22 protein-coding genes are annotated in these 24,084 nt (G+C 66.9%); 15 read left to right on the top strand and 7 right to left on the bottom strand.

Annotation, left to right across the window (positions count from 1 at the left end; all coding sequences use genetic code 11):
* The first annotated feature begins 72 nt into the window (after positions 1-72).
* Genes AABQ55_RS31580 through AABQ55_RS31590 form a run of 3 tightly spaced genes read left to right on the top strand, consistent with a single transcriptional unit; the run spans position 73 to position 3,726 of the window.
* Positions 73-1,590 (top strand): sugar ABC transporter ATP-binding protein, encoded by a 1,518-nt coding sequence (locus tag AABQ55_RS31580; RefSeq protein ID WP_272808851.1) that lies wholly within the window; start codon positions 73-75, stop codon positions 1,588-1,590.
* The gene (locus tag AABQ55_RS31585) at positions 1,587-2,636 is read left to right on the top strand and encodes an ABC transporter permease (protein WP_244769086.1); all 1,050 of its coding nucleotides are present in this window, start codon (positions 1,587-1,589) and stop codon (positions 2,634-2,636) included. Before AABQ55_RS31580 ends, AABQ55_RS31585 begins: the two co-directional genes overlap by 4 nt.
* 46 nt (positions 2,637-2,682) lie before the next feature.
* On the top strand, positions 2,683-3,726 hold the full coding sequence (locus AABQ55_RS31590) for a substrate-binding domain-containing protein (protein WP_244769087.1): 1,044 nt from the start codon (positions 2,683-2,685) through the stop codon (positions 3,724-3,726).
* Positions 3,727-3,828: 102 nt separating this feature from the next.
* On the opposite strand, the gene AABQ55_RS31595 is transcribed toward AABQ55_RS31590, so the two are convergent.
* The 3 genes from AABQ55_RS31595 to AABQ55_RS31605 all read right to left on the bottom strand — a co-directional run bounded on the left by AABQ55_RS31595 (position 3,829) and on the right by AABQ55_RS31605 (position 7,834).
* Positions 3,829-5,883: a bifunctional aldolase/short-chain dehydrogenase gene (locus AABQ55_RS31595; protein ID WP_272808852.1), complete on the bottom strand. Its 2,055-nt coding sequence runs from the start codon at positions 5,881-5,883 to the stop codon at positions 3,829-3,831.
* Positions 5,884-5,944: 61 nt separating this feature from the next.
* Positions 5,945-6,916 carry a sugar-binding transcriptional regulator gene (locus AABQ55_RS31600; RefSeq protein WP_064329097.1) on the bottom strand — a complete coding sequence of 324 codons (972 nt, stop codon included), beginning with the start codon at positions 6,914-6,916 and terminating at the stop codon, positions 5,945-5,947.
* Between the two features lie 177 nt (positions 6,917-7,093).
* Complete coding sequence (locus tag AABQ55_RS31605; protein WP_272808853.1) at positions 7,094-7,834, bottom strand: SDR family NAD(P)-dependent oxidoreductase; 741 nt, start codon at positions 7,832-7,834, stop codon at positions 7,094-7,096.
* A gap of 99 nt (positions 7,835-7,933) precedes the next feature.
* Between AABQ55_RS31605 and AABQ55_RS31610 the strand changes: the two genes are divergently transcribed.
* Entirely contained in the window at positions 7,934-8,557 is a 624-nt protein-coding gene (locus AABQ55_RS31610; RefSeq protein WP_272808854.1) for a TetR/AcrR family transcriptional regulator, read from the top strand.
* 3 nt (positions 8,558-8,560) lie between these two features.
* Here AABQ55_RS31610 and AABQ55_RS31615 read toward each other — a convergent pair whose 3' ends face one another.
* Positions 8,561-8,977, bottom strand: a complete 417-nt coding sequence (locus tag AABQ55_RS31615; RefSeq protein WP_272808855.1) for a DUF2000 domain-containing protein — start codon at positions 8,975-8,977, stop codon at positions 8,561-8,563.
* Positions 8,978-9,107: 130 nt separating this feature from the next.
* Here AABQ55_RS31615 and AABQ55_RS31620 point away from each other — a divergent pair, with 130 nt between their 5' ends.
* On the top strand, positions 9,108-9,599 hold the full coding sequence (locus AABQ55_RS31620) for an Lrp/AsnC family transcriptional regulator (RefSeq protein WP_064329101.1): 492 nt from the start codon (positions 9,108-9,110) through the stop codon (positions 9,597-9,599).
* Between the two features lie 15 nt (positions 9,600-9,614).
* On the opposite strand, the gene AABQ55_RS31625 is transcribed toward AABQ55_RS31620, so the two are convergent.
* On the bottom strand, positions 9,615-10,535 hold the full coding sequence (locus AABQ55_RS31625; RefSeq protein WP_272808856.1) for a GntR family transcriptional regulator: 921 nt from the start codon (positions 10,533-10,535) through the stop codon (positions 9,615-9,617).
* 133 nt (positions 10,536-10,668) lie between these two features.
* On the opposite strand from AABQ55_RS31625, the gene AABQ55_RS31630 reads away from it, so the two are divergent.
* The 7 genes from AABQ55_RS31630 to AABQ55_RS31660 all read left to right on the top strand — a co-directional run bounded on the left by AABQ55_RS31630 (position 10,669) and on the right by AABQ55_RS31660 (position 18,993).
* The gene (locus AABQ55_RS31630; RefSeq protein WP_272808857.1) at positions 10,669-11,853 is read left to right on the top strand and encodes a C45 family autoproteolytic acyltransferase/hydolase; all 1,185 of its coding nucleotides are present in this window, start codon (positions 10,669-10,671) and stop codon (positions 11,851-11,853) included.
* Positions 11,835-12,776: an ABC transporter permease gene (locus AABQ55_RS31635; RefSeq protein ID WP_244769097.1), complete on the top strand. Its 942-nt coding sequence runs from the start codon at positions 11,835-11,837 to the stop codon at positions 12,774-12,776. Before AABQ55_RS31630 ends, AABQ55_RS31635 begins: the two co-directional genes overlap by 19 nt.
* Positions 12,773-13,606, top strand: a complete 834-nt coding sequence (locus tag AABQ55_RS31640) for an ABC transporter permease (protein ID WP_272808858.1) — start codon at positions 12,773-12,775, stop codon at positions 13,604-13,606. The genes AABQ55_RS31635 and AABQ55_RS31640 overlap by 4 nt, the downstream gene beginning before the upstream one ends.
* Positions 13,607-13,610: 4 nt before the next feature.
* Positions 13,611-15,281, top strand: a complete 1,671-nt coding sequence (locus AABQ55_RS31645; protein ID WP_272808859.1) for an ABC transporter ATP-binding protein — start codon at positions 13,611-13,613, stop codon at positions 15,279-15,281.
* A gap of 27 nt (positions 15,282-15,308) precedes the next feature.
* Entirely contained in the window at positions 15,309-16,160 is an 852-nt protein-coding gene (locus AABQ55_RS31650) for an alpha/beta hydrolase (protein ID WP_272808860.1), read from the top strand.
* Between the two features lie 33 nt (positions 16,161-16,193).
* Positions 16,194-17,738: an ABC transporter substrate-binding protein gene (locus AABQ55_RS31655; RefSeq protein ID WP_272808861.1), complete on the top strand. Its 1,545-nt coding sequence runs from the start codon at positions 16,194-16,196 to the stop codon at positions 17,736-17,738.
* Between the two features lie 169 nt (positions 17,739-17,907).
* A complete protein-coding gene (locus AABQ55_RS31660; protein ID WP_272808862.1) occupies positions 17,908-18,993 on the top strand; it encodes a C45 family autoproteolytic acyltransferase/hydolase in 1,086 nt (361 codons plus the stop codon).
* A gap of 208 nt (positions 18,994-19,201) precedes the next feature.
* Here the strand turns inward: AABQ55_RS31660 and AABQ55_RS31665 are convergent, their stop codons facing one another.
* On the bottom strand, positions 19,202-19,552 hold the full coding sequence (locus tag AABQ55_RS31665) for a hypothetical protein (RefSeq protein WP_244769103.1): 351 nt from the start codon (positions 19,550-19,552) through the stop codon (positions 19,202-19,204).
* 728 nt (positions 19,553-20,280) lie between these two features.
* Positions 20,281-20,985, bottom strand: a complete 705-nt coding sequence (locus tag AABQ55_RS31670) for a GntR family transcriptional regulator (protein ID WP_244769104.1) — start codon at positions 20,983-20,985, stop codon at positions 20,281-20,283.
* A 145-nt stretch (positions 20,986-21,130) separates the two neighbouring features.
* On the opposite strand from AABQ55_RS31670, the gene AABQ55_RS31675 reads away from it, so the two are divergent.
* The 3 genes from AABQ55_RS31675 (at position 21,131) to AABQ55_RS31685 (ending at position 24,060) form a co-directional block, all read left to right on the top strand.
* Positions 21,131-21,562, top strand: a complete 432-nt coding sequence (locus AABQ55_RS31675) for a nuclear transport factor 2 family protein (protein ID WP_244769149.1) — start codon at positions 21,131-21,133, stop codon at positions 21,560-21,562.
* Between the two features lie 260 nt (positions 21,563-21,822).
* Entirely contained in the window at positions 21,823-22,467 is a 645-nt protein-coding gene (locus AABQ55_RS31680) for a flavin reductase family protein (protein ID WP_443021270.1), read from the top strand.
* Between the two features lie 93 nt (positions 22,468-22,560).
* Entirely contained in the window at positions 22,561-24,060 is a 1,500-nt protein-coding gene (locus AABQ55_RS31685; RefSeq protein WP_272808863.1) for an amidohydrolase family protein, read from the top strand.
* Positions 24,061-24,084: the final 24 nt, after the last annotated feature.

A 24,084-nucleotide genomic window follows, 5' to 3' on the forward strand; every position in this document is an offset into this window, starting at 1 on the left:
ATTCTGTCAAATGTCAATGGCCTTGACATTTGATGAGAGCCTATCCTAACCTGCCGTCATCGGGAGGAAAGAATGAGCGGTGAGGCGGTGTTTCGCATCGAGGGCGTGCGCAAGTCCTTTGGGCCGGTGACGGTGCTCCAGGGGGTGGACCTCGACCTCAGGGCCGGCGCGGTGACGGTTCTGATGGGCGCGAACGGCGCCGGCAAGTCCACGCTCGTGCGCATCCTCTCCGGCGTCTACACGCGCGATGCCGGCGCCATCACGCTCGCCGGCCAGTCCTTCGAGCCGGCAACGCCCGCCGAGGCGATCCGCGCCGGCGTCGTCACCGTGCACCAGAACATCAATGACGGCGTCGTTGCCGATCTCGACGTCGCCACGAACCTCACGCTCGACCGGCTGAACGGGCGCGGCGCGAAACTGTTCTTCAATCCGCGCCGGGTGCGCCGCGAGGCCGCCGCGGTGGCCGCCCGCATGGGCCTTGCCATCGATCTTGCCGCCAACATCAACGACCTGACGCTCGCCGACCGCCAGATGGTGGCGATCGCGCGGGCCATGGCGCACGAGCCGAAGGTGCTGATCCTCGACGAGCCGACCTCCTCGCTCTCCAGCGCCGAGGCCGACCGCCTGTTCGATCTCGTCGACCGGCTGAAGGCACGCGGCGTCGCCATTCTCTATATCTCGCACCGCATGTCGGATATCCGCCGCCTTGCCGACAGCATCCTCTCGCTGCGCGACGGCCGCATCACCGGCCGTTTCGAAGGGCCGGAGCTCGATTACGAGGGCGCGGTCAACGCCATGCTCGGCCGCAAGGTCTCGGCCGGCGCGGTCGCCGTGCGCGAGGCGGGCGCTCCGGTCTTCAGCGTGCGGGGCCTGAAGCTCTCCGAGCAGGCGCGGCCGTTCGATTTCGACCTCGGCGACGGCGAGATCGTCGCCGTCACCGGCCTTGTCGGCGTCGGCAAGACGGCGCTCGCCGAGACGCTCTTCGGCGCCCGTGCGCCGGCGGCAGGCGAAATGACGCTCGACGGCCGGGCCTATGCGCCGAAAAGCACGGGCCAGGCGATCGCCCGCGGCGTCTTCCTCGTCGCCAAGGACCGCGCGATCAGCGGCATCGTGCCGGATTTCAACATCTACGAGAATATCAGCCTGCCGTTCCTGCGCCGGCTCTCGGCCTTCGGCGTCGCGAGCCGCCGGGCGGAGAGGGCGAAGGCGCGCCGGCAGATCGACGCGCTCGGCGTCGTCTGCCGCAGCGAGCGCGACGAGATGCAGACGCTGTCGGGCGGCAACCAGCAGAAGGTCATGGTCGGCCGCTGGCTCTCCGAGCCCTCGCGCCTCCTCATCCTCGACGAACCGTTCCAGGGCGTCGACATCGCCGCCCGCCGCGACATCGGCGAGAAGCTGCGCGCCTCGGCCGCCGGCCGCTCCACCATCCTCTTCCTGACCGAACTCGACGAAGCCTTCGAGGTCGCCGACCGCATCCTCGTGATGTCGGAGCAGACCATCGTCGGCGCGCACCGCAACGCCGATATCGACGTCGAGCGGCTGCTCTGCGAGATCGCCGGGCAATTCTATCAACAGGTCCATGCATCATGAGCAGCGAACAGAGCAAACAGGCGGCCGCTGGCCCCGTCCCGCCGCCGGCCCTCAATGTCAGGGAAGCCGCCATCAAATACGGCTTCCTCGTGCTGCTTGCCGGCATGGTGCTCTATTTCTCGCTGGTGACGGGCGGTTTCGCCTCGCCGCAGAGCGCCGTCTTCATCCTGCAGTCCGTCTCGATCACCGGCATCCTCGCGCTCGGCGTCACGGCGACGCTGGTCGTCGGCGGCTTCGACCTTTCCATCGGCTCCGTCGCCACCACGGCGATGATGGCCTCGTCCTATGTCATGGTGGTGATGGGCGGCGACGCGCTGACGGCGACGCTGGTCTGCCTTGCCGTCGGCGTGCTCGTCGGCCTCGTCAACGGCGTCATCATCGTCTACATGCGCGTGCCGGATCTTCTCGCCACGCTCGGCATGATGTTCCTCCTGCTCGGCCTCCAGCGCATCCCGACCGAGGGCCGCTCCATCGCGACCGGCATGACGCTGCCGGACGGCTCGACGGCGACGGGTGCCTTCAGCCCCGCCTTCCTCGCGCTCGGCCGCCACCGCTTCGATCTGATCCTGCCCAATCTCGTGCCGGTCTCGGTCGTCGTGCTAATCGTGCTCGCCATCGTCATCTGGTTCTTCCTGGAATACACCCGCTTCGGCCGCATGATGTATGCCGTCGGCTCGAACGAGCGGGCGGCGAGCCTCGCCGGCGCGCCCGTCAACGCCTACAAGATCTCGGCCTACATCATTTCCGGCGTCTTCGCCTCGATCGGCGGCATCCTGCTCGCCGCCCGTCTCGGCCGCGGCGACATCGCCTCCGGCAACAACCTGCTTCTCGACGCCGTCGCCGCCGCGCTGATCGGCTTTGCCGTGCTGGGCGCGGCCAAGCCGAACGCCTTCGGCACCGCCGTCGGCGCGCTCTTCGTCGGCATCCTCCTGCAGGGCCTGACGATGATGAACGCGCCCTATTACACGCAGGATTTCATCAAGGGCGCCGTGCTCGTCATCGCCCTGATCTTCACCTTTGCGCTCTCGAAAAGAGGCAAACGCTGAGACCGCTCAGCGGACAACCAAAAGTTCACCAGTGGAGGAGACTGACATGAACCTTACTCGCAGAACCCTGGGCAAATTAACGCTCGGGCTGATGGGCGCGGCGGCCTTCGCCGTGCCGTCCTTCGCCGCCGACATGCCGGCGCCCTTCGACAAGCCCGGCGACGTGAAGATCGCGCTCGTGCGCTACCTTTCGACCGGCGATTTCTTCCAGTCCTATCTCGCCGGCGTCGAGGCGCAGGCGAAAGCCATCGGCGTGGAACTGCAGGTCTTCGACAGCCGCCAGGACGCGGCCCTCCAGGCCGACATGGTCGACCAGGCGATCGCGCTCGGCGTTCAGGGCATCATCATCCAGCACGGCCTGACGGAATCCATGAAGGAGGCCGCCCAGCGCGCGGTCGATGCCGGCATCAAGGTCGTCGCCTTCGACGTCAACGTCGAGAACGAGAAGATCCCGCAGATCGAGCAGTCCGACCGCGACCTCGCGCGCCTTGCCCTCGAGCAGGCGATCAAGGACAATGGCGAGAGCTTCAAGGCGGGCTATGTCTACGTCGCCGGCATCGCGCCGCTCGACCGCCGCGACGAGACCTGGAAGGAATTCAAGGCGAAGTATCCGGGCATCAACGAGGCCGCCCAGTTCGGCACGATGGACAACCCGATCGCCAACTCGGTCGCCAACCAGGCCCGCTCGGTGATCTCCGCCAATCCCGACATCACCGTGATGTTCGCCCCCTATGACGAATTCGCCAAGGGCGTGAAGATCGCCGTCGACGAGGCGGGCCTCTCCTCCAGCGTGAAGATCTACTCGGCCGACATCTCGACCTCCGATATCGCCGCCATGCGCGAATCCGGCTCCGCCTGGGTCGCGACGGCCGCGACGAACCCGGCCGTGGTCGGCCAGGTCTCCGTCCGCTCGCTGGCCATGCTGCTCGCCGGCGAGGATCCCGGCAAGCAGGTCATCGTGCCGCCGACGCTGATCACCCAGCAGGACCTCAACGACCAGGACATCAAGAACATGGAGGAGCTCGGCGCCAAGCTGCCGCAGTTCGCCCATGCCGACGTCGCCATGCCGGCCTGGATGCCGAAGCCCTGATTGCTGAACAGGAGAATGCACAAGGGGCGGTCCACAGGCCGCCCCTTGTGCATATATATATATTGAGGAAGGGCGGAGCAGACTGTGTGCCCCGCTCGAAACTCAGCGCATCGCCGCCGCGATATTGCCGCCGTCGACGGTGGTCACGTCGGCGGTCGTGCGTTCGGCGAGCGCGTGGTGCACGAAGGCGCGGGCGACGTCCTCGGCGGTCACTTCGAGGCCGAGCAGGTTGCCGCCCATATAGTCCTTGACGGAAAGGCCGCGGGCCGCGGCGCGGCTCTCGATCATCTCGTCGTTGAGCAGGCCCGAGCGGATGCGGTCGGCGTTGACGGCGTTGACGCGGATATGGTCGGCGCCGTGCTCCAGCGCGTATTGCCGCGACAGGAACAGCGTCGCGGCCTTGGGCAGGCCGTAGGCGCCGAATTTCGCGCCCGGATTGACCGCCTGCTTGGAAGCGTTGAAGAGCAGCACGCCGCCGGTCTTCTGCGCCTTCATGATGCGCACGGCGTTCTGCGCGACGCTCTGGTGGGCGAAGAAGTTCAGTTCGAAGCTCTTGCGCAGCAACGCGTCGTCCATCGTGGCGATCGGGCTTTCCCATGCCGCGCCCGCATTGGAAACGACGATGTCGACGCCGCCGAAGGTGGCGACGGCCTGATCGAAGGCGGCGCGCACGCAGGCGGGATCGGTGATGTCGGCGGCGATGCCGATCGAATGGTTGCCGGCGGCCTTCGCCACCGCCGCCGCCTTCCCGCCGTCAAGGTCGAGCACGACGGCATGCGCACCTTCCGTCACGAAGGCCTTGACGATCGCCGCGCCGATGGCGCCCGCGCCGCCGGTGACGAGCACGACCTGGCCGGTGAACGGCTTCGGCCTGGCGCCCGCCAGCTTCGCCTGCTCCAGCGACCAGTATTCGAGGTCGAAGAGGTCCGGCCGGCTGACCGGCTCGAAGCGGCCGACGGATTCCGCGTCGCGCGCCGCCTCGATCCACATCTCGCCGACATCGACGGCGATCGTCGCGTCCTTGTAGGTGCGGCCATGGCCGAACATGCCGAGGCCGGGCACCAGCGTCAGGCGCGGCATCGGATCGAGCATGACGCGCTTGACGTCGTCGCGGGCGTCGTTGCTGCGGAAATAGTCGGTGTAGTCGGCCGCGAAGGCGGCGACCCGTTCGTCGATCACGGCGCGATAGCCCGCAAGGTCGTCCTTCGCCGGGGCCGGCAGCACCATCGGCCCCGTCTTGATGCGGATCGAGAGGTCGGGCGTCGAGACGCCGCGGGCGGCCATGTCCGCGACTTGCGCCGCGTTGACGAAATCCAGGATCGCCGGGGAGGCGCGGAAGACGCTGACCATGCGGTCGTAGCGCCCTTCGCCCCTGTCGACGGCGACGGCGCCGCGCAGCATCGGCGCGATGTCGCCGGGGTCGGCGAGCGCGGCGGGAAGGGCGGCCGGCGTGAACGGGTTGCGGCCGTTCCGCTTCACATGATCCTCGGCCAGCGTGACATGGTGGATCATCCGGTCATAGGCTTCCTTCGCCGTCTCGCCGAAGGTGAAGATGCCGTGCTTGTCGAGGATCAGGCCCTCGACCGTCGGGTCCCGGTCGAACACCTCGGCGGCCGCCTTGGCAAGGGCGAAGCCGGGCATGATATAGGGCACGAAGCCCATCCTCTTGCCGAAGAGTTCGGCGCACATGCTTGCGCTCTCCGCCTGGTCGGCGATGGCGAGGATGGCGGTCGAATGGGTGTGGTCGACGAATTTGTGCGGCAGGAAGGCGTGCAGCAGCGCTTCGACGGACGGGTTCGGCGCGCCGGGATCGATGAGGTTGGCGCGCAGCAGCGTCACCATGTCCTCGTCCGAGAGTTTTGGCAGCTTGCGGCCCTTCAGCAGCGGGCCGATCTTCACCGCGGGCAGGCCCGGCGGCTCGATCGTGCCCATGTCCCAGCCGCTGCCCTTGACGCAGAGCACGGCATGCACGTCGCCGACGAGGTCGGTCATCTCCGTCTTCACCGAGGTGTTGCCGCCGCCATGCAGCACGAGCCGGGGCTCGCCGCCGAGGAGCCGCGTCGTATAGGTGCGCAGCGCCAGGTCCCGGTTGACGCCCTTCGCTGCATAGCCGGCGACGACCTGTTCCGCCTCGTCGTCGCGCCAGAGATTTTCCATCGTGTTCAGCCTCCCGATAAACCGGCCCGGCCGGCATCGGCGGACCGCACATTTTCCTGGCTCAGCGCCCGGCCTTGCCGAGCCCCTCGCGGTTCCAGCGGTCCAGCACCCGCCGCGCCATCGATGCCGTGACGATGAGATGCGAGGCGAAGCCACCCTTCAGCGCTGCCATCAGCGGTTCGAACTTGCTGTCCTCCTGCACGACGAGCATGCGCTTGCGGATCGCGCGGATGGAGGCGAGGTCGGCGGAGATGCAGCGCCGGTTGTGCTCGCAGTCCATCCACTGGCCGTCGTGGTCGATGAGCTGGCCGGCGATGACGCCGGCCGCGCCCCGCTCGCCCATCGCATGCATGTCGGCGGCCGAGAGCGCGCCGCATTTGACGAGATGGCTGTCATCCTCGATGCCGCCGACGGAATAGAGCGCGAGCTGGCAGTCGGAAATCGTCGCGAGCTGTTCCCTGATGACCGGCTCGCCGCGCAGCTCCTCGGCCAGCCGCTCGGAGGACAGCACGAGCGGCGCGTAGAAATTGATGCCTTCCGCATTGAGGCGGCGGGCGATTTCCGTGGTGCACTGGTCGGGACGATAGGAATAGGGCGCGCCGAGATTGCCGCAGAGCTGCACGACGGTGACGCCGCTGAGATCGGCGAAGGGCATGACATCGGCGATGTGGTAGACGGTGCGGCCCCAGGCGACGCCGATCCGGTCGCCCTTGTTGATGAGTTCGAGGAAGACCGAGGCGGCGACGACGGGCATTTCGGCGGCCGGGTCCATGGCCTGCCGGTCCTCCGGCACCAGCCAGGCCGTCGTCAGCCCCGTGGCGTCCTCCAGTTCGCGGGCGAGAACGTCGTCGGAAAAGAGGTCCGTCGAGGTGGTGATGGTGACGATGCCCATCTCGCGCGCCTTGCGCAGATACATGGCGATGGAGGCGCGGGAGATTTCCAGCTTCTGCGCCACTTCATCCTGCCGCAGCCCATGCGTATAATAGAGCCAGGCGGCCTTGTGGATGATCTGGTCGTTGGCGCGGATGGGCATCAAGGGTCTCTCGCGAAGGGATTTTGACATTATTCATTGTCGCTGACAAAAGTCAATGCGTCGGAATCGCGCTGCCCCGAAGCCTCGCGACCATCCGTTTTCCTTCACGCGAAAACAGCGGAAGGGCATTGGCCGCTCCCGCTGTCCGGGTCTTCCATGAAAGGCGCGCCGCGCGTCCTATGCGTTGGTGCCGCCGTCGATGACGTGTTCGGCGCCCGTCACGAAGCGGGCCTCTGGCCCTGCCAGCCAGGCGACGAATGCCGCGATGTCGTCCGGGCTGCCGAAGCGCGGGATCGCCATCGTCGCACGCTGCATGTCCGCCGTCTCGCCTGTCGCCGGGTTCATGTCCGTGTCGGTCGAGCCCGGGTGGATGATGTTGGCGGTGATCCCCCTTGGCCCGAGGTCGCGGGCGATGCCGCGCGTGAAGCCCGACAGCGCCGCCTTGCTCAGCGCATAGAGGCTGATGCCCGGCCAGGGCACGCGCTGCGCCAGGTTGCTGCCGATGGTGATGATCCGGCCGCCATCGGGCATGTGGGCGATGGCTTGCCGGGTGGCGACGAAGACGGCGCGCACATTGACGTCGATCGTGCGGTCGAAATCCTCCAGCGTCAGGTCGGAGAGCGGCGCGGCATGGAAGATGCCGGCATTGTTGACGAGGATGTCGATGCGGCCCTCGGCCTTCGCCGTTGCATCGACGGCCGCCGTGAGGGCCGCGGCGTCGCGATTGTCGGCCTTGATGGCGACGGCCCTGCCGCCGGCGGCCTCGATGGCCGCAACGGTGGCCGCGGCTGCGGCCTCCGCGCTGGCATAGGTGAGGGTGACGCGCGCGCCTTCCCGCGCCAGCCGCCGGGCGATCGCCGCGCCCATGCCCCTGCTGCCGCCGGTGACGAGGGCGGTTTTTCCGTCGAGATTTGCCATGTCCTGCCTTTCTGTATTGATCGATACATAATTACTGGCCGTCTTGCCGAAGCGCGTCAAGTGATTTATTTATCGAGCGATACAGAAAAGGAGACTGAAATGGCGCCACGTGGCCGACCCCGGGCGTTCGACAGGGACGCGGCCCTGCGTAAGGCCATGGAGGTCTTCTGGGCGAAGGGGTACGAGCGCGCCTCGCTCGCGGACCTCACCGAGGCGATGGGCATCAACGCGCCCAGCCTCTATGCGGCGTTCACCAGCAAGGAAGCGCTGTTCCAGGAGGCGCTGGCGCTCTATTCCGCAACGGAAGGCTGCGACATCTGGGAAGGCGTGCCGGCCGCCCCGACCGCGCGAGCCGCCTGTGCGCATCTGCTGCGCGCCACCGCCGAGGCCTTCGCGGGCGACGAAAAGCGCCGCGGCTGCCTGGTCGTGCTGTCCGCGCCGCAGACGGAAGGGTCCAGTCCCTCCATATGCGACGCGCTGAAACACCATCGCGCGGCGACCACGGCCGTGCTGCGGGAGCGCCTGCGACGGGCGGTCGCGGAGGGCGATCTCCCCGCGACGGCCGATGTCGAGGCCATCACGGCCTATGTCGTCACCGTGCAGCATGGCCTTTCCATCCAGGCGCGCGACGGCGCGTCGCGCGAGACGCTGCTGGCCATCGCCGGCTGCGCCATGGCGGGCTGGGAAAGCCTCGTGTCCGTCGCCCGCCCGCCGGCGGCGTAGTTGTCAGCGAAGCAGTTTCAGGGAACCCGTCAGGGACTTGATCCATCGGCCTTCGCCGGCGAGCCCGAGCCCGTCGATGGTCTCCTCGCCGAGATCGCGCTCGGGGAACGTCGCCTCGTAGTCGGCATAGCTGTGCAGTGCGCGCGCGAAGGACGGGAAGGCGACGATGACGCGGCCGTCCTGCCGCGGCAGCGCCTTGGCCAGCAGCGTGCCGATCGTCCGGCTGTCCGCCTGCAGCACCGGCACGGGCCTGTCGGCGCTGATGTCGATCGTCGCCTGCCGGCGGTCGGTGAGCTGGCGGGCGCCGAGCGCCGGCATGGCCGCTCCCATGCCGATGGAGACGGCCGCGATCGTATTGGCGAGATGGCCCGGCAGCAGGTCGGGATTGACGACGATGGCGAGGCGGACGTCCTGGAGCATGATGGCCTTTCTCCTGTATTGCGATGCCGGCAAGACTACAGGGGGAAGGCAGGCAGGTTCTTTCTGATCTTGCTGGAAAGGTCGAAAGAAAGGTAGGATCTACCCCACATAGCAAATATAGGGGCAGGATATGCCGGATACGCTCGCCGCATCGGATGTGAGGATCCTGAAGGCGCTTCAGGAGGACGGGCGCTTGAGCAACCAGGCGCTTTCGGGCGCGGTGGGCATGTCCGCCTCGCCGTGCTGGCGGCGGGTGCGGCAGCTGGAGGACGAGGGGATCATCCAGCGCTACATGGCGGTGCTGGGGCGACGGGAGATCGGCCTCGGGGTCCTCGCCTTCATCCGCGTCAAGATCGACAGCCACACCGAGGCGGAGGCGGAGGCCTTTGCCAGCGAGGTGATGAAGCTCGATTGCGTCGTCGCCTGCTACAGCATCGCGGGGGATGCGGATTTCCTGCTGCAGGTCGTCTCGCAGGATCTCGACACCTATTCCGACTTCGCCATGAGCGTCGTGCGGCGGCTGCCGGGCATCAAGGAGATGCAGACCACCTTCGTCCTCAAGGAGATCAAGCCCTTTAGCGGCCTGCCCTTGCCTGCCGAGAGCGCCCGCCGCGGCCGGTAAGGTTTTCTCGGGGCGTCAGTCGCGGTCGCCCGTGCCGTATTCCAGCGCCTGCTTCAGGTGCTGGCGCAGCAGGGCCTCGGCCCAGTCGAGATCGCCGTTTTCCACCGCGTCGAGAATGGCGAGGTGCTCGCGGCAGGACTGCTCGATGCGTTCGGCCGGCAGCTCGAAGAAGGCGGCCGATTCCTGCATGCGGCGCAGGTTGTTCTGGTGGCGGATCGCGTCGGTGAGGAACCGGTTGCCGGAAAAGCCGGCAAGGTTCTCGTGGAAGAAGGCGTTGACGCGGAACCACTCGTCGCTGCCCGAGCGGCTGGCGGGATCGCCGAGGATGCGCTCGTGCGCGCGGCGGATCTGCGCTGCGATCTCCCTGTCCACCTTGAAATACGGCGTGCGCAGCGCCGAACATTCGACGATGGCGCGGAACTCGTAGCTCTCCCGATAGGCGTCGTCGCCGACCAGCGTATCGACGAAGCGCCAGCCATGGCCGGGCAGGCGCTGCGCCAGTCCCTCGGCGGCGAACCGCATCAGGAGCTTGCGCACGGTGCCGCGCGACACGCCGTAGCGCGGCATGAGCTCGGCCTCCGACACGTCCTGCGGCAGGGCGCCCTGTGCCCGCTCGCGCAGCATGCGCCGGTAGAGGTCCTCGATCGGCGAGACCGGCAGGATTTCGGCAAGGTCGAGCGTCGAGACGTCGCGCGCGACGCGCAGGCCCCGTTTCTCCATCGGCTGCAGCACGCCCTTTTCCACGAGCAGGTCGAGCGCGCCCGCTATCGGCGAGCGCGACACGCCGAAGAGCCGTGCCAGCTCGGGCGCCGAAATGCGGGTGCCGACCGTCAGGTCCGCATCGCGGATCCGGTCGATGATCCGGCGGGCCAGATCGAGCTGCAGGGTGCTGGGGCCGTCCGCCTGCTCGGCGTCCGAAAGGTCCGTATCGTCCATGGGTCCCTCATGTTCATTTGCATTATAGCGGGAACACAACGCAATGCGACCCGATAAATTTCCAAAATTAGTGCTTTTCATATCTATAAAATGCATTAAGCTGCGATCAAAGACGGAACCGAGGCAGCGGCATATGGCAGAGATCACCCCTTTCCCTCTCATCGAGATCAGCGGCCCGCCGCGCGAGCGTGGCCGCCTGTACGGCGAGAAGGCGCGTGAGCGCATCCGCCTCTCGGCCGGCCTCTACACCAGCCAGCTCCACAAGCTCGGCTTCGACGATGCCAATATCGAGCGCCTCGTCGCCGCCTTCCTGCCGCGCATCCGCGACTGGGCGCCGGACCTGGTGACGGAGATGGAGGGCATCGCCGAAGGGGCGGGCACCGGCCTCTCGGCCATCGTTCTCGTCAATGCGCGCACCGAGGTGCTGCAGCTTGCACGCCTGGAGGCGGGCATTGCCGACGAGGAGCCGGACGGCTGCACCGGCGCCGTGCTGCTGCCGGAGGTGACGCGCGACGGCACGGTCATCCACGGCCAGAACTGGGACTGGCGCGCCGAATGCGCCGATACCTCCGTCGTGCTGCGCATCCTGCGCGACGACGGGCCCGACATCCTGACCTTCACCGAGGCGGGCGGCCTTGCCCGCAGCGGCTTCAACGCCGCCGGCATCACGATCACCGCCAACTATCTCGAGAGCGACCGCGATTACCGCGAGATGGGCATTCCGCTGCCCTTCATCCGCCGCCGGGCGCTGGAGGCGCGGCATTTCGCGATGGCGCTGCGCGTCGTCGCCATCACGCCGAAATCCGGCTCCAACAACATGATGCTGAGCACCGCCGAGGGCTATGCGGTCGATCTCGAATGCGCGCCGGACGAGGCCTTCCCGATCCACCCGCAGGACGGCATGATCGTGCATGCCAACCACTGGCAGAGCGCCGTCGCCCTTTCCAAGCTGAAGGAAACCGGCCTTGCCAATGTGCCAGACAGCCTCTACCGCGATCACCGCGTCCTGACGGTCCTGCGGGAAAGCGGCGGCAAGCTCGGCGTCGAGGATTTGAAGCGCGCTTTCTTCGACGATTTCGCCGCGCCCTTCTGTGTCTGCCGCGCGCCGCTCGCCAAGGAGGGCGGCAATCTCTCGGCGACGGTGGCGATGATCCTGTGCGAGCCGGCGAAGGGCGTCATGGAGATCGCCCCGCTGCCGGCGATCAACCGCACCTTCACGCGCTATGAGCTGGCGATGGACGGCGACGCCTTCGCCCGCGCGGCCGGCGCCGCCGATGAAACGCTCGGCAGGGGGAAACGATGGTCCGCTTCCTCCTGACCCGCATCGCCACGGCGATCCCCACGCTGTTCCTCGTCTCCGTCACCGTCTTCGCGCTGATGCGGGCGATCCCCGGCGATCCGGCGGCGCTGATGCTGGGGGATCTCGCCCAGCCCGGCCAGCTGGAGGCGCTGCGCGCCGAGATGGGCCTCGACCAGCCGATCGTCGTGCAATATCTCTACTGGCTCGGCGACGTGCTGACCGGCGATTTCGGCCGGTCGATCGCGACGCGACAGCCGGTGCTGCCGCTGATGCTGGACCGCTTCTCCGTCTCGGCCACCATCGTTCTCGTCGCCGTCTTCTTCGCGACGCTGATCGCGGTGCCGGCCGGCATGTTCGCCGCCTGGCGGCAGAACCGCGCCGGCGACATCGCCGTCATCGCCACCTCGACGCTGCTGCTTTCCATCCCCAGCTTCTGGCTCGGGCTGATGCTGCTCTTGATCTTCGGCCTGCAGCTCGGCTGGCTGCCGGTGGTCGGCTACGTGCCGTTCAGCCGCGATTTCGGCAGCGCGCTGCTCTACATCATCCTGCCCGTCGTGACGCTGGTCCTGGTGGAATCCGGCTCGATCACCCGCATGGCGCGGGCGAGCACCATCGAGGTGGCGCGGCTGGAATACATCACCCATGCGCGGGCCAAGGGGCTTTCGGAGGCGACCGTCATGTGGCGCCATGCCTTCAAGAACGCCTTCGCTCCCACCCTGACGCTGATCGGCCTCGTGCTCGGCAGCCTGCTCGCCAACATCGCCGTCATCGAGACCGTCTTCACCATTCCCGGCCTCGGCCGCCTGCTGGTGGATGGCATCTATGCCCGCGACTATCCCGTCGTGCAGGGCTGCATGCTGTTCACCGCCTTCCTCTACGTGGTGGTCAACCTCCTGGTCGATCTCCTCTATCCGCTTCTCGATCCAAGGGTGACGGCATGATCGCGCGGGCATTCGGCCTTCCGGCACTGCGTTTCAACGGCCTGATCGGCATCCTCGTCGTCGGCCTCCTCCTCCTCGTGGCGGTCTTCGGCCCGTGGCTCGCGCCCTACGATCCCCTGAAGCTCGATCTCATGGCCCGTCTCCAGGGCCCGTCCGCGGCGCACCTGCTCGGTGCCGACGAGTTCGGCCGCGATCTCCTCAGCCGGCTGATCCACGGCGCGCGCACCAGCGCCTGGATCGCCTTCGCCACCGTGGTCTTCGCCATCGTCTTCGGCACGGTCCTCGGCGTGCTCGCCGGCTTCCTGCGCGGCTGGACGGACCGCATCCTGATGATGGTCAACGACGCGCTGCTCGCCTTTCCCGGCCTGCTGCTCGCGCTCGGCTTCATGGCGGTGTTCGGCGCCAGCCGCAACGGCATCATCGTGGCGCTCGGCATCGCCTACATGCCCGTCGCCGTGCGCGTGGTGCGCGGCACGGTGCTGTCGATCCGCGAGCGGGAATTCGTCGAGGCCTCGCGGGTGATCGGCAACAGCGGCATCGTCACCATGCTGCGCCATGTGCTGCCCAACTGTCTCGCGCCGATCATGGTGCTGGCGACGACGATGTTCGGCTGGGTCGTGCTGTCGGAAAGCGCGCTCTCCTTCCTCGGCCTCGGCGTGCCGCCGCCGGCGCCGAGCTGGGGCAACATGCTCTCCACCGGCCGCCCCTACATCAACCAGGCGCCGCACATCATCATCCTGCCCGGCCTGTGCATCTCCATCACGCTGCTCGGCGTGAACCTGCTCGGCGATGCGGTGCGCGACTGGCTCGACCCCAAGATGCAGGATTGATCCCATGGCTGGCATCGAGAATGTGCTTTCCGTCGAAAACCTCTCCGTCCGCATGGGGCAGGCCGGCCTCACCGTGGTCGACGGCCTCGACTTCTCCCTGCCGGCCGGCGAGATGCTGGCGCTGGTCGGCGAATCCGGCTCCGGCAAGACCATGGCGGCCCGCTCCGTGCTCGGCCTCCTGCCGCCGCCCTTCGTGGCGACGCCGGAAAGCCGCATCCGCTTCAGGAGCACGGACCTCGTCAGCGCGCCGCCGGAGACGCTGCGGCAGATCCGCGGCGCCGGCATCGGCCTGGTGTTCCAGGAGCCGATGGTCTCGCTCAACCCCGCCATGACCATCGGCCGGCAGATGGCCGAGGGGCTGGCGCTGCACAGGAAGCTCGGCAAGGCCGAGATCCGCGACATGAGCCTTGCCATGCTGGAGCGCATCCGCATCCAGGATCCGGCGCGCTGCCTTGCCGCCTTCCCGCACGAATTCTCCGGCGGCATGCGCCAGCGCATCATGCTCGCCTCCGTCATGCTGCTGAAGCCGGCGCTGCTCATCGCCGACGAGCCGACGACGGCGCTCGACACGCTGATCCAGCGCGACGTGCTCGACCTGATGGTGGAGCTGACGCAGGAGAACAACACCGCGGTCCTCCTGATCAGCCACGACCTCGGCATGGTCGCGCACTATGTCCGCAACGTCGTCGTCATGCACAAGGGCAGGGCGGTGGAGCAGGGCGACAGCCGGGCAGTGCTGCACGCCCCGAAACACGATTACACCCGGCGCCTCGTCGACGCCCTGCCGCGCCGCAGCGCCGGCGGCAGCCGGTCGGGGGGCGCGCCGGCCGAGCCGCTGATCGAACTGAAGGACGTGGTCATCGACTATCCCGGACGCGCACGGCTCTTCGGCCGGGCGGCGGGCAAGCGCGCCGTGCACGGCGTCGATCTTGCCATCAACCGCGGCGAGACGCTGGCGCTGGTCGGCGCCTCCGGCTCCGGCAAGACGACGCTCGGCCGGGCGATCGTCGGGCTGGTGACGCCTTCCGGCGGCACGATGGCCTTCCGCGGCGCGCCGCTCGCCTACCGGCGCGATGCCGGCGGCCGGGCGCTGCGCCAGGCGATCCAGATCGTCTTCCAGGATCCCTATTCCTCGCTCGATCCACGCCAGCGCATCGCCGGCATCGTCGGCGAACCCTTGAAGCTCGATCCGGCGCTGGACCGGGCGCGGCGGCAGGCGCGGGTGGCGGAGGTCTTCGCCGAGGTCGGGCTTGCGGCGGAACTTGCCGACCGCTTCCCGCACCAGCTTTCGGGCGGCCAGCGCCAGCGTGTGGCGATCGCCCGCGCCATCGTCAGCCGCCCCGCCTTCGTCGTCGCCGACGAACCCGTCTCCGCGCTCGACATGACCGTGCAGAAGCAGATCCTCAAGCTCTTCCGCGATCTTCAGGCCCGCTACGGTTTTGCCTGCCTGTTCGTCTCGCACGATCTCGGCGCGGTGGAGCAGGTGGCCGACCGGGTGGCGGTGATGGAGAACGGCCGCATCGTCGAGACCGGCACGCGCGACGACGTCTTCGACCGGCCGCAGCACGCCTATACCCGCCGCCTGCTCGACGCCGCCATGCTGCTCGACCGCACCTTCGCGGGCGCGGACGGCGCCGGCGGTTCCCGCCTCCTGTCGGGCGCGGCGGGCTCATAGATTTTCGATACGGAGAGGAGACCATCCATGCGCAATGTCAGCGGTCACGGCCGGAAACTGTCCTACTACGATTTCGGCCACACGACCGTCTATGCCTCGCGGCTCGACCCGCGTTTCCCCTATTGCGCCTATGTGCCCGACGACTACGAGGAGGATGGCGAGAAGACCTATCCGCTCGCCGTCATCGTGCACGGCACGGAGCGCGGCATGCAGGCCTATCGCGACGCCTTCGCCGATTTCGCCGAGGCCAACGGCGTCATCGTGCTGTGCCCGCTGTTTCCCGCGAACATCTGCTTTCCGGGCGATCTCTCCTCCTACAAGATGCTGCGGGACGGCGACCTGCACTATGACGCCGTCATGCTCGATATGATCGCCGAGATGCAGGAAAAGTACCGCATCGCGGGCGACCGGATGATGATGTACGGCTTTTCCGGCGGCGGGCATTTCACCCACCGGTTCCTCTACCTCCATCCCGAGCGCCTGCTCGCCGCCTCGATCGGTGCGCCCGGCGTCGTGACGCTGCTCGATTTCGACCACGATTTCTGGGTCGGCCTGCGCGATTTCGAGAAGGTCTTCGGCAAGCCGGTCGATCTCGACGCAATCCGCAAGGTCGCCGTGCAGATGGTGATCGGCGGCGACGACCGGGAGACCTGGGAGATCACCATCACGCCCGACGACGCCTGGTACATGCCCGGCGCCGACCTTGCCGGCGCCAACCGCAACGACCGCATGCGCGCGCTGAAGAAGAGCTTCGAGCAGCACGGCATCGCCGTGCGCCACGACATCGTGCCGGGCATCACCCATGACGACCGCCAGCTCATAAGCAAGGTCAAGGACTTCTTTGCAGAAACGCTGGGCGCAATCCGCGAGCGCTCCTGACGATAACGAAGCGGGGAACGATCGGAGATCACCATGAAACGCACATTCCTGATTTCGACGGCGCTGGCCGCGGGCCTGCTGCTCGGCGCCTCGGCCGAGGCGGCAACGCTGAACATCCGCATCAACGCCGATATCCGCGGCACGGAAGGCATCGACCGCGACGCCAATACCGACACCGTGCTGCACCACATCTTCGAGACGCTGGTCGGCTTCCGCGCCGATCTCAGCATCGGCCCGGCGCTCGCCGAGAGCTGGACGGTGTCGGAGGACGGCAGGACCTACACCTTCATCCTCCGTGAGGGCGCGACCTTCCACAACGGCGATCCCGTCACGTCGGCGGATGTCAAATGGAACTGGGACCACCGCGTCGCGGCCGGCGCCGAATGGTTCTGCAACGGCTTCTTCGACGGTTCGCAGGGCCTGAAGGTCGAGGCGCTGGAAACGCCCGATCCGCGCACCGTCGTCTTCCGCATCAACGAGCCGAACGCGCTCTTCCTCGCCCAGCTCGCCAACATCCAGTGCAACGGCTGGGTCGCCAGCCCCAAGAATGCCGGGCCGGACGGCAAGTGGATCGACGGCAGCGCGATCGGCAGCGGCTCCTTCAAATTGAAGGAATGGGTGAAGAGCCAGTACATCACGCTGGAGAAATACGACGGCTATAAACCGCCGAAGGAGAAGGCGAGCGGCTATGCCGGCGACCGCACGGCGCTGGTCGACGAAGCGAAATTCCTGATCATCCCCGATACGTCGGCCGCCGAGACGGCGCTCTTCGCCGGCGAGATCGACGTGCTGCCGAACTTCGAATCCCAGCGCATCGAGGATGCAAAGGGGCGCGGCCTGAAGGTGATGACGACGCCGGGCCTTTCCCTGACGCCGCTGCTCATCCAGACGACCGACCCGCTGATGTCGAACGTCAAGCTGCGCCAGGCGATCGCCCATGCCATCGATTTCAAGCAGATCGCCGCCGCCCGCACGGCCGGCTTGTCGGAGTTCAATCCCTCCGGCGTGCCGCAGGCAAGCGCCTTCTTCGATGAGGATTTCCTGAAATGGCCGGAATACGACCCGGAGGCCGCCAAGGCGCTTTTGGCTGAAGCCGACTACAAGGGCGAAGTGATAAAAATCCAGACCAACACCCGCTACCAGGGCATGTATGAGAACAGCATCCTGGTGCAGGCCATGCTGGCGGGCGCCGGCATCAATGCCGAGCTGGAAGTGCTGGACTGGGCCGCGCAGCTCGACAATTACCTCGCCGGCAAGTTCCAGATGCAGTCCTTCGGCTATTCCGCCCGCCTCGATCCCTCGCAGTTCTACGGCGTCATCATCGGCGACAAGAAGGCCGAGCCGACGGCACAGTGGGACAATCCCGAGGCCTGGCAGCTCTACCTGAAATCGACCAAGACGACGGATTTCGAGGCGCGCAAGGCCGTCTTCAAGGACATCCACGCGCTGATGGCGAAAGACCTGCCGATCTTCGGCCTCTACTACGAGCCCGTCGTCGCGGCGGTCGGCGCCAGGATCGAAGGCTTCGAGGTCTGGGCCGCCGACAAGGAGCGGGCCTGGGGCGTGAAGAAGGACTGATCCCGCCCGTCGGGCGAGGGCGGCAATCCCGGAGCAGGTCCGGCGGAAACGCGCGGCGGTTTTGCGTCCGGACCTGCGGGGACGCGCTCCATGCACGCCTTCGCCCGTCCTTCCCTTGCGTCGGGGCGCTTTCGGCGCCCCGACAGCCGTGCCCTGTCTGGAGGAAACCATGCGTACCGAAGATCTTCCCGTCATCGATTGCCCGAAGGCGCCGCTTGCCCGCGGGCGGGCGCATGGCGAGGCGCTGCGCGGCACGATCGCGGGCAAGGTCGAGCGCTGGCAGGCGGCGATCGGCAAGGCCTATGGCCGGCCGGCGGCGGCCTTCCTGCCGGTCTTCCTGTCGGTGACGGATTTCCGCACGGCGATCGCCGCCCATGTGCCGGATCTCCTGGAGGAGGTGCGCGGCATTGCCGAAGGCGCCGGCATTTCCGAGGAGACGGCCTATGCCCTCCAGCTGATGGACGAGGAATGGTGGTTCGGCGGCTTCGACGGCGAGGGCCATTGCAGCAGTCTCGCCGTCGCGCCGGTGGCGGGGCGCGGCACGCTCGTCGGCCAGACCATGGACCTGCCGCGCTGGCACGATGGCGCGCAGGCCGTGCTGCGGCTGGATGACGGCGGCAGCGAAACGCTGGTCTACACCTCCGCCGGCCTGATCGGCCTGATGGGCGTCTCCGGCCGCGGCCTCGGCATCTGCGTCAACACGCTTGCCCAGCTCGCCTACAGCCCGCGCGGGCTTCCCGTCTCCTTCGCCTTGCGCGGCGCGCTGGCGCAGGAAAACGCGGCCGCGGCCGCGGGCTTCCTTTCCCGCGTGCCGCATGCCTCCGGCCAGACCTACCAGATCGGCGACCGCCACGGCATCCGCACGCTCGAATGCGCCGCGGGCGGCGTGACCGAGATCGCCATTGCCGGCGGCCTCTCGCTCCATACCAACCATCCGCTCGCCAACACGCGCGCTGCGCCGAACGCCCGGCTGGAGGGCAGCGGCGATTCGCGGACCCGCCTTCGCAGCCTGCACACCGATTTCTCGCGCGGGCCGGCGGATATCGAGACCGCCAAGCGCGCCCTCGCGGCCCGGCGCAAGGGCGGCGCGGTGTCCATCGTGCCCAAGGGGCCGCCCCGCCCCGACATCAGGCTCGGCCTCCTGCGGCAGATGACGATCGGCGCCGTCGTCTACGAGATCGGCGAGACGGTATCGCTCTGCGTTGCAGCCGGGCCGCCGAGCGCCGAAGGATGGCGGCAGATGGCGGTGCGCTGAGGCGCGTCACCGCATGCCGCGAGGCCGCGCGTCACCCCTCCCGAGGGGCCACGCCCCGGTTCCTTCCGGTCGCGAAGGACGGCGTTGCCCCGCCACCCGCGCGGACGCTCCACCCTGCCGTCAAATCGGCAGCGCCGATATCGAAGGGTGGAGCCTTCTTCCGAAACATCGAAGGCGACCGGCGCGGGACGCCGTCACCGGCGAGGCGTCAGAGGCATTGAATGATGCATATGCCTGCGCACGCCAGCCAGCACTGGTAGTCCGCGCCGCAGTAAATGCATTGCGGCGCGCATCGCTTGATGCAATCCCAGTTTATCAAGGGCTGGATTTCCGAAGGTGTCTTGTCGTAATCCAGGATGACTTCACAACCTATGGGTTTGGTGATGTCGTTGCATCTGATGGTCAGCGTCGCCTCGAACTTGAAAGGCACATTGTCAAAGGGTTCGAATTTGATGTGGGCGACCATTTCGACTTTTGGATATTGGACGTCGAGCTTGATTATTTTTATGTCGAAAGCGCCGAAGCTGCCCATTTTCTGGCAGACGATCACGCTATGCATGTCGTCCTTCTTAAGGCTCAGGAATTCTATCGCCGTAACATTATCCGAGCTTAGGATAGACGCCTTCATTTTGTCGTTTTGCAGAAGGTCTACTCTGTTGTCCGCCACTTTCTGGCGGAGAGTGTCCAATGATTCCGGGCTTAATCTTCTGATGCCAGGCTGCGTTGTTCCGCAGCATCCTCCGGTTCCACACATTTCAGTTCCTCCCTACACCCTCTGATTGGGGTGATATATATTTACCACCTTTGATTAAGTTGTAAACAGGATGCAACGTTAAATTGTTTAAGTATTAGCGTGAGTGAACGCGGAAAAGTGCAGCCAGAATTCGTGGCGCGACGCTTCCCGTCGCAACGGGTGAGGCAGAGCATGGAACGGAACAAGGACTGCACGGCGTGCGGCGCCGTCTTGCAGGTCGCCTCGACGGGGAGAGGACGTATACTTTTGAATGCGGGGACCTGGACGGCAGCGCCGATACCCCTGTTGCCGCCGGCATTGTGGATGGGCTCGCGGTCGCGCCGGGTCCTCTCCCGGTCCGAGGCATCATGGGCGCGGGCGAGGCGGGGCGCGCGCAATCGGCATGGCCCCCGGGGCATGCCGGACATCGCCGGTTTCAGGCCGGCGAGGGGATGCCGGCGGCTCTCGGGATGCTTCCGCTTTTCTCCGGATCGCGAAGGCGCGCCAGGCTTTCGTTTCGCCGCAATCGCGGACGTACCTCCGCCGGGGTGGCTCTAGGCAAGGCCCTCGGCCGCCGCATAGGCGCTGAGCACGTCCTTGATGTTGCGGTCCTCCTCGCGCGGCAGCAGGGCGCGCGTGGTGATGGAATCGAGATGGTGCGCCATCAGCTTCGAGGCGTCCTCGGCCTTGCCGGCGATCAGGCTGTCGAGCAGTTCCTGGTGCTCGGAGACGGCGCATTCGGAGGAGTGCGGGCGGCCGTAGAGCGCCAGGATCAGCGAGCTGCGCGCGACGAGCTCGTTCACGTAGCGGATCAGGCTGGCATTGTTGGTCATCTGCGCCAGCAGGGTGTGGAACTCGCCGGCAAGGCGGATGGAGGTCGCGTGTTCCTTGCGGGCGGCGTCCTCCGCCGCGATATGGGCGGAAAGCGTGTCGATCTGCTCCTGCGTCAGCTTGCCGGCGAGCGTTTCCACCACCAGGCGTTCCAGCGCCGCGCGCGTCAGGAAGAGGTTGCGGCCCTCCTCGAGCGTCGGCCGCGCCACGGTGGCGCCCTTGTTCGGCCGCAGGTCGACGAGGCCTTCCTCGCTGAGGCGCACCAGCGCCTCGCGCACCAGCGTGCGGCTGACGCCCAGCCGCTCGCCGATCGAGTCCTCCGGCAGCTTGGCGCCGGGCGAAAGGGCCTGGTCGAGGATGGCGCGCTTGAGTGCCCGGTGAACGGCCTGGGAGCGACCGCGGCCGGAATCGCCAACTGTCTTTGCCATGCACTCGCCTCCAGAATCGCAAAAGCAGCGAGCAAATTGCACACAAAGGACGATCCTGTCCACCGGAGCGGGCTTTGGGTAGTGTCTCAGTTTGAATTTCCACTTCCACCCACCCAAGCTAGGGTCTTCGCCAGGAGAGCAGATGATGGAAACCAGCGTAAGGAGACTGTTCGAGCGATACGAGAGCTTTTTCAATCGGTCCCTCGCCGGCAAGGTCGATATGAACGAGCTCGCATCGCTGTATGCTTCCGAGTTTATAGGTGCTGCGCCCGCCGGAGTGAAAGCCGGAAAGAACGACGACCAATTCAAGCAGCTCATGGCGCAAGGCTATGAGCACTATCGAGCGATAGGAACCAAGGAGATGCGGATACGCAATGTCCGCCTCTCCCAGATAGACGAGCTTCATTGCGTGGCTCATGTTGCTTGGATCGCCACCTATGCCCGGAAGGATCAACCGGACGTGACGATAGATTTCGACGTTCATTATCTGGTTCAGATGTTGAACGGGGAGCCGAAGGTTTTCGGCTGGGTGTCGGGCGACGAGCAGGCTCTTCTAAAGAAGCACGGCATAATCTGAAATTGCCGTCGCGCCTGGTGAGAATTCAAACTGAGGCACTACCGGGTTTTGGCGCCCGCGATCCGGCCGGTTTGGACGGCCGGTGGCGGCACCCGGCCACGGTCCGGTTTCCGCGAAGGCTTGAGATTTTTCAGGGTGCAGGAAGGCGGATATATTGCATACAATAATTGCATTCTATAAATAGGAACCATTGCATGCGCAAATGGGCGGGCGAAGCGCCGCCCTCGGCGCCGGGGCGCGAAAGCCGGGGAGGAATGCCGATGGACACCTGCAGCACCGAGATCAAGGCCGGCGAGAGGACAGCCTTCGACTTCACGACGCTCAGCGCGCGCGAGCGCTACAAGCTGATGATCGGGACGATCATCCCGCGCCCCATCGCGCTGGTGACGACGGTCGACGAGCACGGCCGCTACAACGCCGCCCCGTTCAGCTTCTTCAACTGCCTTTCGGCCGATCCGCCGATCCTCGCCATCGGCGTGGAGCACAACCCGGACATGTCCTTCAAGGACACCGGCCACAACATCCGCATGACGGAGGTCTTCACCGTCAACATCGTCTCCCGCGCCATCGCCGAGGCGATGCATGTCTGCGGCGCCAGGTATCCGCGCGGCATGGACGAATTGAAGAAGGCGGGCCTCACCGCCATGCCGGGCGAGAAGATCGCGGCGCCCTGGATCAAGGAGGCGCCGGCCGCCTTCGAATGCCGCCGCCACGTCACGCTGGAGCTTGGCCGGACGCGCCAGATCATCATGGGCGAGATCCTGTTCGCCCATTACCGGGAAGGCGCGGTGGACACCGCGATGCATGTCGATCCTGACGTCATCGACGCCATCGCGCGCCTTGGCGGCGATACCTGCGCCACCATCCGCGACCGGTTCGAGATGCTGACCCCCGCGCCCGTCTGAGCGGTGGCGCCGCAACCGTCCGGCCGGGCCTTGCGGGGTTTCGGAGCCGCCCGGGCGCGGCTCCGGCATGATCGATGAAAGATGGGACGCACCATGACGACACTTCCGCCCTCCGGCCGCATCGACGGCCCGGTCCTTCTCACCGCCCGCTGGGTCGTCGGCCATCGGGACGGCCGCCATGTGATCCTTGACGACGGCGTCGTCGTCTTCGAGGGGGACAGGGTCGTCTTCGTCGGGCACGACTATCCGGGCGCGGTCGCCGCGCGCATCGACTACGGCAATGCCATTCTCTCGCCCGGCTTCGTCGACCTCGACGCGCTCTCCGACCTCGACACGACGGTGCTCGCCTTCGACAACCAGCCCTCCTGGAGGAAGGGCCGGGTCTGGCCGAGGAGCTACATGGAGTGCGCCTACGAAATGTACACGCAGGCGGAGCTCGCCTTCCAGAAGCGCTACGCCTTCGCCCAGCTCATCCGCAACGGCGTGACGACCGCGCTGCCGATCGCCTCGCTGTTCTACCGCGCATGGGGCGAGACGGACGCGGAATTCTCCGCCGCCGCCGATGCCGCGCATGAGCTTGGCCTGCGCGTCTATCTCGGCCCGGCCTATCGCACCGGCAACAGCTATGTCGTCGACGACGGCCGGATCGCCTTCTTCTACGACGAGGAACGCGGCTTTCGCAGCTTTGCCGATTCGCTCGCCTTTGCCGAGCGCATCGAGGGGCTGGCCTCGCCGCTGGTGCGCGCCATGCTGGCGCCCGACCGCATCGAGACCTGCACGCCGGACCTCGTGCGCCGCACGGCGGATGCCGGCCGCGACCTCGACATCCCGGTCCGCCAGCACTGCTGCCAGTCGGACCTCGAATTCACCCGCATCACCGCGACCTACGGCATGACGCCGCTCGAATGGCTCGATTCGCTCGGCGCGCTCAATGAGCGCGTGCTCCTGCCGCATGGCGAGCTCGTCGCCGGCACGCGCCATGTGGACCGGCCCGGCCGCGACCTCGACATCCTGAAGAATGCCGGCGCGACGTTGGTGCATTGCCCGCTCGTCTCGGCCCGCCACGGCGGCTTCATGGACAGTTTCTCGAAGTTCCGCGCCATGGGCGTGCGCATCGGCCTCGGCACGGACACCTGGCCGCCGGACGTCATCCAGAACATGCAGGTCGGCGTCATGATCTCGCGCGTGATGGACGGCTCGATCGACAGCGTGCGCTCGGAGCACTATTTCGACGCGGCGACGCTCGGCGGCGCGGACGCCCTCCGGCGGCCCGACCTCGGCCGCCTGCAGGCCGGTGCGAAGGCCGACATCATCGTAATCGACATGGGCCACGACCGCATCGGCCATGTCATCGATCCGATCCAGACCCTGATGATGGCGAGCTCCGGCCGCGACGTCACCGACGTCGTCATCGACGGGCGGTTCGTCATGGTCGACGGCCAGATCCCCGGCTTCGATGCGACGGCGGAGCAGGCGCGGGCGCAGCGCCAGTTCGACGGCCTCGTCGCCCGTTATCCGGAGCGCACCTACGGCCACCCGCCCGTCGGGGAGATCTTTTCCTCGGCCTATCCGCGCCTCGGCCGGAACGCCTAGCGCCGCCTTCGGCTCCGGCAGGAA

It is taken from the genome of Shinella sp. WSD5-1, from assembly GCF_963942435.1.
In the GTDB taxonomy this organism is placed as follows: Bacteria; Pseudomonadota; Alphaproteobacteria; order Rhizobiales; family Rhizobiaceae; genus Shinella; species Shinella yambaruensis.